The sequence below is a fragment of the Pseudomonas guariconensis genome (genome assembly GCF_900102675.1).
GTDB lineage: Bacteria > Pseudomonadota > Gammaproteobacteria > Pseudomonadales > Pseudomonadaceae > Aquipseudomonas > Aquipseudomonas guariconensis.
The window spans coordinates 145,211-155,491 of the sequence record NZ_FMYX01000008.1; the positions used below are offsets into that span (position 1 = coordinate 145,211).

The window sequence follows — 10,281 nt, forward strand, 5'->3', positions numbered from 1 at the left end:
CCATGGCGAGTTTGATCAATATTGGCATGTCGGGGCTGGGCGCCGCGCAGTCGGGGATGTACACCCTGGGTAACAACATCGCCAACGCCGATGTCGACAGTTATTCTCGCCAGCAGATCGTGCAGAAGACCAAGGGCTCGCAGCAGTATGGCCAGGTCTTCATCGGCAGTGGTACCACCCTGGCCGATGTGCGTCGGGTGTACAACGCCTTCCTGGAAAACCAGCTGCGCACCACCACGTCGCTGTCCAGCGACGCCACTTCCTACCTGAACCAGATCACCCCGCTGGACACCGCCCTGTCGAGCGCCGATACCGGCATCACCGCTGCGCTCAAGAGCTTCTTCGGCGCCATGCAGGACGCCTCGGCCAAGCCCAACGAGGACGCCTCACGCCAGTTGTTGCTGACCAGCGCCCAGACCTTGGCCAAGCGCTTCAACACCCTGTCGGCGCAGTTGAACCAGCAGAACACCAACATCAACACCAACATGGCCTCGATCGCCGACCAGGTGAACAAGCTCACCTCGACGATCGCCGAGTACAACGACCAGATCTCACGGATCTCGGCGGTACAGGGCCAGCCCAACGACCTGCTCGATCAGCGCGATGGCGCCGTGCGCGAGCTGACCGCGTTGATCGGTGCCGAGGTGGTGGAGCGCGAAGGCAACTACGACATCTACCTGAAGAATGGTCAGGCACTGGTGCTGGGCAAGACCACCCAGACCTTGGGCGTCGAGCCGAGCCAGACCGATCCGACCCGCATGAACCTGGTGCTCAATCGCGGCACCACCAAGATGGACATCACCAACAGCACCACCGGCGGCGAGCTCGGTGGCCTGCTGCGTTACCGCCGTGAGACCCTCGACCCTGCGCTCAACGAGCTGGGCCGTGTGGCGCTGGTGGTGGCCGATGCCATCAACAGCCAACTGGCCCAGGGTATCGACAAGAACGGCGAGTTCGGCGCGATCCTGTTCGGCGACATCAACAGCGCCAAGGCCATGAGCGAGCGCAGCGTGCCCAAGCTGGGCAACAGCGCAGGCTCCGGCAATCTGGATGTGAACATCAAGGACACCGGCAAGCTCAGCACCAGCGACTACCAAGTGACCTTCACCAGCGCCACCGCCTACACCGTGCGCAAGCTGCCCGAAGGCACCGAGATGGGCTCGTTCGATCTTTCCGATGACCCGGCTCCGGTGATCGATGGTTTCACCCTGTCGCTCAAGGGCGGTGCGTTGAGCGCCGGTGACAGCTTCAAGATCACCCCGACCCGCAATGCCGCCGCCGGTATGGAGTCGGTGCTCACCGACCCCAATCGCCTGGCCATGGCCGCCCCGCTGACCAGCACCAACGGTGCCGGCAACAAGGGCACCGGTGCGGTCACCCCGCCGACCCTGACCTCGGAGCTGGACATCTACGATGCAGCCCAGCGCGCCGACCTGCAGACAGGCCTGAAGTATTCCACCCCGGTCAAGCTGGTGTTCGGTGACGACAGCACCTCGCCCCAGGCCTACACGATGTACGACGCCAAGGGCAACGCCATCGGCAGCGGCACCATCATTCCGGGCCAGGAAAACAAGCTGCAGCTCTCGGTGCCGATGGTCGATGGCAGCGGCAACCCGATCATGGACGGCGCCACCCAGAAGACCTTCACTTTCGAGATGAGCGTCTCCGGTGCGCCGAAAAGCGGTGACAACTTCACCGTGTCGCTGACCGGCGCGGGCTCTGCCGACAACCGCAATGCCCAGTCGGTGCTCGGACTGCAGACCAAGGGCACCGTGGGCGTTGGCGCCGACGGCAAGGGCATCAGCTTCACCGACGCTTACGCCAAGCTGGTATCCAACGTCGGCGGCAAGACCGCCCAGGCCACCATGGACGGCAATGCCACCAACGCCCTGCAGCAGTCCGCGCTGGACGGCCGCAATTCGGTGTCGGGCGTGTCGGTCGACGAAGAGGTCGGCAACCTGGTCAAGTTCCAGCAGTACTACACCGCGTCGTCGCAGATCATCAAGGCGGCCCAGGAAACCTTCGCCACCTTGATCAACAGTCTTTAAGGAGCCGTAGACCGTGCGCATCTCCACTTCGCAGTTCTACAACACCAGCAGCGCCAACTACCAGCGCACCTTCTCCAACGTCAACAAGACGAGCCAGGAGGCCAGCGACTTCCTGCGCATCCGCACCGCCGCCGACGATCCGGTGGGCGCCGCGCGCCTGCTGCAGCTCGAGCAGCAGCAGAACATGCTGGAGCAGTACAGCGACAACATCGTCAACGTGCGCAATGCGTTGGGGACTGCTGAGAGCACGCTCAATGCCATTGGTACCATCCTGCAGCGCGTCAACGAGCTGGCGGTGAGTTCCGGTAACGGTGGCTTTACCGATACCGACCGCAAGGCCAACGCCGATGAGCTGGCTTCACTGGAGAACCAACTGTTCACCCTGATGAACAGCAAAGACGAGAACGGCAAGTACCTGTTCTCCGGCTCCAAGGGCGATACCCCGCCCTATGTGCGCAATGCCGACGGCACCTACAGCTATCAGGGCGACCAAGGGCAACTGATGCTGCAGGTAGGCGATATGCTCAGCCTGGCAGCCAACGAGACCGGTCACAGCGCCTTCGAACAGGCCCTGAACACCAGTCGCAGCGAGACCCGCCTGACGAATCCGCCGATCGATGATGGCCGTATCAGCCTATCCAATGGCCAGGTTTCCGGCAGTGCTACCTACAATGACCGTTTCCGCAGTGGCGAACCGTACAGCATCGAGTTCACCAGCAGCACTCAGTTCAAGATTCTCGATGCCAGTGGCACGGATGTGACCTTGGAAGCCAGCCAGGGGGGCACCTTTGATCCGAAGGGCGACAACACCACCATCAGCTTCCGCGGTGTTGACTTGCGTCTAAAGATTTCCCTCAAACCAGGTGATGAAGCTAACCCGGACGCAGCGATTGCCGGGCATACCTTCAGCCTGAGTTCCAAGGCCGACTCCATCGCCGGTACCCGTAGCCCGGGCAATACTTCCGCGAGCCAGATCACGGGCGCGACCGTCAGCGACCCGACACTCTACAAGGCGGCGTTCCCAGGCGGCAGCGCCGTGCTCAAGTTCACCAGCGCCACGGACTTCGAGCTGTACGCAGCGCCCTTGACCGCCGATAGCCGTCCAGTGTCCACCGGCACACTGAGTGGTACGACAGCGACAGCGGCCGGGGTGGACTTCGAGCTCTCTGGCACGCCGAATGCCGGCGACTCTTTTGCGGTGAAGGTCGATACCCATCAGACCCAGAACATCCTCGATACAATCGGGCAACTGCGCAAGGCGCTGACCACGCCACAGGACAGCGACCCGGTGGCGCGGCAGAACTTCCTGGCGTCCTTGGATTCGGCGATTGGCAACATCACTAGCGCGACCAATCAGGTCACCTCGTCCATTGCCTCCATTGGTGGTCGTGGGCAAGCACTTGATGTGCAGGCAGAGACCAACGAAGCGCTAAGCACCGAAAACAAGAAAACCCAGAGTTCGATCCGGGAAAGCGATCCGGCCGAAGTGATGCTGCGCCTGGAAATGCAAAAGAACATGCTGCAGGCATCGATGCAGTCCTATGCGAAGATTGCCGGCTTGTCGCTGGTCAACTACATCTGATTCTCCTTTCCCGCTTTTGCGCGCATGCGCCAGGCAAACCTGGCGCATTGGCGACCTCTCCAAGGTTTGCACCGTGAACGAACAGCCTCTCGTCAGCATCGCCATCCCGGCTTATCGTGCTGAGTTTTTCCGTAGCGCATTGGCCAGCACGATCAGCCAGGATTATCCCAACCTGGAAATCGTCATTTGCGATGACAGCTCGGGCGAGGAGATAAAAGCGATCACGGACCAGCTGGCTCAGGAGTGCCGTTCACCGGTGCGTTACCTGCGCAATGCCCGCCACCTTGGCTTTGCCCGTAACCTTCAGACATGTCTTGAACAATGCTCCGGTCAGTTCATCAAGTTCCTGTGCGATGACGATTTACTGCTTGCAGGTTGCATCAGTCGTCAGGCCGAGGTCCTGGCAGAGTGCAGTGACGTGAGCATGGTGACAAGCCAGCGGTTGTTGTGCGACGCAGACGAGTGTCTGATGCCTTCTCGCGCAATCAATTGCGTGGTCTCACCGGGCAACGCGGTCATGCGTGCGAGCGACCTCCTCGAGGTAATTGCCAGCAATGTCGCCAACCTGTTCGGTGGTATCAGCCATTCCATGTTTCGGCGCGAGCAAGTCGAGGAGTTTCTCGCAGCCTTAGTTCAGGAGGGGCAGGGGTTTGCTGCTCGATTGGATCTGGCCCTGTATGCCTGCCTGCTTCGTCGTGGTCACCTGGCCTGTCTCAAGGACGTGCTGAGTCTGGAGCGTGTCCATCCAGGTCAGCTCAGTCATCATGCTTCGATGCAACTGGCTTACAAGAGTGAAACCGACTGGTTGTCCCAGATGCTGGACGCGCGCGCAGCCGAGCCAGCCCCGGCTGCCGGCTGGGTGCGATACGTTGCGTTGGACGACTATCGTGATGGCGAGGACAGGGTCTGGCAGGAGTTCGAACTGCAGTTGGCCTACGTCAGCCAGATCAGTAATTACCAGCAACGGGTCGGTCTCAGAAGCCTCAGTTTTGCGGACGTGTACACCGAGTGGCTGGAGTGCCGTAGCCTGTCGTCTGGACAGTTGCGCATGCTGCCCAAGCGCATTGAGCGCTGGTCGAACCGTCCACGCATCGTTCCAGTGATTTTGTCTCACAATGCGGATGAGCGCGCTCTGCGCACCACTCTTGACAGCCTGGCGGTTCAGTCTTACGCGCCTGAGGAGATCTGGATATTCGCAGCGGCTGGGCAGTCTGTGCCTGAAGTCGCGGGCCTGCAGGTTCGGCGTGAGACGCTGCGGGGGTACGGATTTGAGCAGATCAACCAGCGACTCTCGGTGGGAGAGGGTGGTGACTGGATCTTTCTGCTGCAGCCAGGCGACCTTCTACACCCTCATGCCTTGGTCGTTATGGCCGAGCGCATGGCGGTTCAAGCCGATCGGCTGTGCCTGTACGTTGATGAAGGGGCTTATGACGGTCGTGAGTCGAGCGTGCCGGTGTTCAAGCCGGACTTCAACCTCGACTTGATGCGCAGCCTGCCCTATGTAGGGCGTTTGCTCGGCTTCAAGTGCGCCGCTTTGGTGGAGATGGGAGGGTTTGTCGAGTCGTTCGAATCGCTCGCGCCTCATGATCTGCTCTGGCGTATGGTCGAAGTCAGGGGGCTGCATGTGGTCGAGCATGTGGCTGAATTGCTGGTGCAGTGTGGCCACACTTACGAGCACTGGATGCGTGACCCAGTCTGCGTCGCGCAGGCACCGAGGGTGTTGGAAGCACATCTGCAACGTTTGGGTGTTGCGGCGTATGTACAACCCATTGAGGGGAGTCCGGTCTCTAGGGTGCATTACCAGCACGAGGGCGCGCCCGGTGTGTCCATGTTGGTGGATGCAGGGCAGGATCTGCTGGCCTTGATCCGTTGTGTCGAGTCCGTTTTCGAACACACCGCCTATAGCAATTACGAAGTGCTGATTATCGCTACTGACGAAGCGCCTGCGGCGATGCGCAACTGGTTGGCGGCGATGCAGCAGTTGGGTAGCGCCCAGCTACGTGTCGTCTGGAGCGATGCGGGCAGTAAGGGCGGGCGTCTGAACCAGGCTCGCGCTCTGGCGCATGGTGACTACCTGTTGCTGCTTGATGCCAATTGCATGGCGTTCGACAAGCAATGGCTCGACGAAATGATGAGCCAGGCGCAGAGACCAGAAGTGGCAGTCGTTGGGCCAAGGTTGGTCAATAGTGAGGGCGGCGTTCTATCGGCAGGCCTGGTGCTGGGATTGCATGGACCAGCAGGTTCCCCATTTCTTGGACACGGGGCTTCCACCAACGGTTACATGAGCCGTTTGCAACTGGTGCAGAACTGGAGTGCCGTCAGCCTGGACTGCCTGTTGGTACGCCGGTCGGTTTTCGAAGAACTCGATGGCTTGGACGCTGCCTTGTTGCACTCGAACCTGTTCGATGCCGATCTTTGTCTGCGTGCCCGTGAGCAAGGGTATCTGGTGGTCTGGTCGCCGTTCGCCTCGCTTGTCCGGTTCCCAGGGGAAGTATCAAGTCTCTCCGTGCAGTTCCTCGAACACGACGAAGACGCTTTTTATTCCCGATGGCTGTCGCGGGTTGCCTGGGATCCGGCGTACAACCGCAACCTGAGTCTGACGGGGGCCAGTTTCATTCTTGAACCTGGCATGCGTACCGGATGGGACCCGTTTGTCAGTCGCGTTCTACCGTCGGTTCTGGCGTTGCCATTGAATACTTCCGCTGTAGGACACTACCGAGTAACGCAGCCGTTCAGCGAGCTAGAGCGCTTGGGCTGGATCCAGGGCAAGCTGAACTACGGGGCGCCAGGGGTGATCGATCTGGAGCGGGAAAAACCGGATGTCGTCGTGGTTCAGTACCGCTACACCACTCGAACCGTCGAGGAACTCGAGCGAATCAGGCGTTTTTCGAATGCACGCTGGGTCTACGAACTGGATGACTACATCCTTGATGTACCGAAAAACAATGCCCATGCGCGGAACATGCCGAGCAACATGCGTGAACTGGTCGCGCGTGCACTCGATCTTTGTGATCGAGTGGTGGTATCCACCCAGCCGCTGGCCGATGCGCTAGCGGGCATGCATGACGATATCCGTGTCGTGCCGAACATGCTCGCCGCCTCACTCTGGCGTGGGTTGCGCAGCCGTCGGCAAACCTCGGTGCGGCCCCGTGTCGGTTGGGCCGGGGGAACCAGTCACCGCGGTGACCTGGAGTTGATTGCCGATGTCGTCAAGGCCTTGGCGGACAAAGTCGATTGGGTGTTCTTCGGTATGTGCCCTGATGTGCTGCGGCCCTATATCAAGGAGTTCCACAAAGGCGTGGCACTGTCACTCTATCCGCAGAAGCTGGCCAGCCTTGATCTGGACCTGGCTTTGGCGCCACTTGAGATCAACCTGTTCAACGACTGCAAAAGCAACCTGCGTTTGCTCGAATACGGTGCCTGCGGATTCCCGGTCATTTGTACCGACACCAAGGCGTACCAGGGGTATCTGCCTTGTACACGTGTCGTCACCAACAGTACCGAAGAGTGGCTGGAGGCGATTCACACGCATCTGGCCGACCCTGCGGCTAGCTACCGACAGGGTGATGCGTTGCGTGAAGCAGTATTGCGTGATTACGTACTGACCGAGCAAAACCTGCAACATTGGGCCAGCGGTTGGTTGGCTGATTGATGGGCCGGTGGTGGCGAGCTGTGCCGCCAGGGCGAACAGAATAACCGGATTGATGGGTGCGCCATGAGTGAAAAAGCAGTAGTGGAAGAGTCGTTGCAACGCGCTGTCAGCGTTGTGTTGCTGGGCGGCAACGACCCTGCTTATCGAGCGCGCGCCGCGTCGTATTACGCAGAGCTCGGGTGTGACTGGCCATTGTTTGAAACGGCGCCTGACCAGGCTTGGTCGGGCGGTGTGCAGCGAGTGTTGGAGCAGATCGATACGCCTTACGTGATCCTGGCCAAGGACAGTGATTTCCTTTTGCCCGAGGCACTGAAGGCTGCGGTCGACTGGCTGCAGGTGCACTCGAGCGAACAAGCAGCATTGGGGTATACGCTGGGTTATAGGCCTGGCGATAGCGTCGTGACCTACTACAAAGTGGGCGATGCCTATCAGGGTGACGTCACCGATGGCGCGCTGCAGCGCATCTATCGTTTCGCCGAGTGCGGCCAGCAAGCCTGGCGCGCTGTGGTTCGTGTCGAGGCGCTCAGGGCGGCTCTGAGCAGCGTACCCGCCGAATTGTCGGGTGAGGGTTGGCTGGTTGGATTGTCGTGCGCCTTGTTGCTGCAGGGTGCGTTCAAAGTGCTGGAGCGGACGGCGGTCGTGAGCGAGTGTCCGATGCGTGCGATCGAGATGGCGGCGCGCGAGGAAGCATTGGCCTATGTGACGCAGGTGCTGGTCCAATGGGACCATGAACAGCAGTCGCTATGGCAAGATGACCAAGGGTTTGTGATCCTGCGACAGTTCATTCACGCGACCTATGGCGGTGACGAGCAACCGTTGCTGTTCACCTCCAATTGGCGCAGCGTGGTCGGCGATCCTGAGCGTCGCTTCGAGCCCGAACAGTTCGTCGAGCTGCCGTATTACAACGGTCCTCTGTTCCGTCAGCTGTCGGGCTTGGAGTTCCTCATCCATGCCTGGCCGGTAGGACGAGCGCACATTGATGCACTGGAAGGCACGTGGGTCCGTCAGCATGACTTGCTGCAGGTGCACCCCAATGACACAGAGAAGAGTCTTCAGGAACGCTATTGGCAAGCGCTCGCCTTGAGTCTGTTCGACCCGGTCGTGTGCCGCCGTCTCGCGGACTCGCTAGTGGGAGAGGAGCAGGACGATCAGGTAAACGAGCTCAGCGACTGGCTGGCACGTCTGGAGCGTATCAAGGGGGTAGACCTGAAAGCCCAATTGGACGCCACCCCATCAGGGCAGGTTCTGCAGGCCATTGCTGACGCGACCCCGGATGCGACGGCCAGGAAGCGTATCCTGGCGCATCTGGCTAAAAGGAAGGAGCCGCAATTGGCTCTGGTCGTGGTCGACCTGGAAGACGACAACGCGGCGTTGCAGCGGACCTTCGACAGTATTCTTGATTGCGGTGTCCGTGATTTCCGCTTGGTCGTGCTCAAGGCAGGCACATTGCCCGCTATCACTACTGCACGCGATACCTTGCATTTCATCAAGGTGACTTCTACGAATGTTGTTTCGCACCTGAATCAGGTCGTGAGTCAACTGCCCAGTGAATGGATGCTCCTGTTGCAGGCGGGTGATCAGGTTACTCCGGGTGGTTTGCTGCGTTTGCGGACAGAGCTGGCGGAGGCGCCAGACTGCCAGGCAATCTGTGGCAACGAAGTGCAGCGAGATACTGAGGGGCGATTGATCAGTATCGTGCGCCCTGGTGCGGACCTTGACCTGCTGCGCAGCCGTCCGGACCTGATGTCGCGGCACTGGCTGATGCGCCGTGAAACCGTGCTGGCCCTAGGAGGGTACAGCGAGACCTACCGCCATTCGCTGGAGTTCGACCTGTTGCTGCGTCTGGTCGAGGCGAAGGGGCTCGGTTGCTTGGCGCATCTGGACGAATACCTGGTGATCGGGCGGGTGGGCAGTGAGGCCATGCTGGCCGATGCCCAGGCGACCCTCAACCGCCACATGACCCAACTGGGTTATCAGGGAGCGATTAGCGAAGGGGCGGGCCGGCGATTGCATATCGACTTCCGCCATGCGTCAACCCCGTTGGTCAGTATCCTGCTGGTGGCTGATGATGATCTTGAACAGCTCAAGGTGTCTCTGGCAAGCATCGTGCAGCGTACCCGCTACCCACGCTATGAAGTGCTGGTGGCCTGTGAGGCTGACGCCAGTGAGCGACTGGTTGCGCAGTTGGGCACCGTTTCGGGCGTGGGTACGCGCGTCCGTTTGGTGATGAGTGAGCAGCCTGCGTCGTATGAGGCGCTGGTCAATCTGGCGGCAACGCATGCACAGGGAGACTACCTGGTGGCGTTTGCCAGCCGTTGCCAGGTGATGACCCCCGCATGGATTGGCTCGTTGCTCAATCAGGCCCAGCGTCCTGAGGTCGGGATCGTCGGTTGTCAGATGTACGACATCGAGGGTGCGATCAGTCATGCCGGTTACGAGTTGTTGAGCGATCAGAGTATCCATGCGAGCTGGCTTGGCTTGCCTGAGGACGCAATGGAGCGAGCCCTGGGGCTCGACGTCGTGCGCGGCGCCCAGGCAGTTTCGAGCCATGCCTTGATGGTGCGTCGGGAAGTGTTCGAGCAGTGCGGTGGATTGGCGTCGACTGCAGGGGCCGATATCGAACTGTGCCAACAGGTCGCCCAAGCAGGTTTGCTGGTGCTCGTTGCGCCGGACGCGAAAGTGCTCTGCCCGTTCGTCCCAGAGTTAAGTGATCAGGCGCGTGCGCACGTGGTGGCGCATTGGGCGGCGGCGTTCAATCGTCGTGTGGCGGTAGACGCGCCAGACGGTGTCGATCACTCGCGTTCGGCTATGCCTGGGCAGGTTGTGCAATTGGAGTGGTTGCACGCGTTGAGTTGAGTGTCGATACAGACAAAAAACCGGGCCCAGGCCCGGTTTTTTTGTCTGTGCAGGCCGCCACAGCTGGGTGCTGGTAAGTTGGCAGCGTTTTTGCTTTGAGTCCGTCCAGGCCACCGCTTTGGTCAGTAATTTGTCGGTGCGAA

The 10,281-nt window shown here is 60.4% G+C and carries 4 protein-coding genes; all 4 read left to right on the forward strand.

All coding sequences use genetic code 11. The features are described 5' to 3' along the window. Nucleotides 1–2 precede the first annotated feature (2 nt). Nucleotides 3–2,048 (forward strand): flagellar hook-associated protein FlgK, encoded by a 2,046-nt coding sequence (gene flgK / locus BLS27_RS15040; protein ID WP_090345432.1) that lies wholly within the window; start codon nt 3–5, stop codon nt 2,046–2,048. A 13-nt stretch (nt 2,049–2,061) separates the two neighbouring features. Further along, entirely contained in the window at nt 2,062–3,630 is a 1,569-nt protein-coding gene (locus BLS27_RS15045; protein ID WP_090345435.1) for a flagellar hook-associated protein 3, read from the forward strand. A 73-nt stretch (nt 3,631–3,703) separates the two neighbouring features. Beyond that, entirely contained in the window at nt 3,704–7,282 is a 3,579-nt protein-coding gene (locus BLS27_RS15050) for a glycosyltransferase (RefSeq protein ID WP_090345437.1), read from the forward strand. 114 nt (nt 7,283–7,396) lie between these two features. After that, nucleotides 7,397–10,138 (forward strand): glycosyltransferase family 2 protein, encoded by a 2,742-nt coding sequence (locus BLS27_RS15055; protein WP_244155247.1) that lies wholly within the window; start codon nt 7,397–7,399, stop codon nt 10,136–10,138. Nucleotides 10,139–10,281: the final 143 nt, after the last annotated feature.

Coding starts and splice junctions, on each gene's coding strand:
- flgK (WP_090345432.1), top strand. CDS start 3: ATGGCGAGTTTGATCAATATTGGCATGTCGGGGCTGGGCGCCGCGCAG.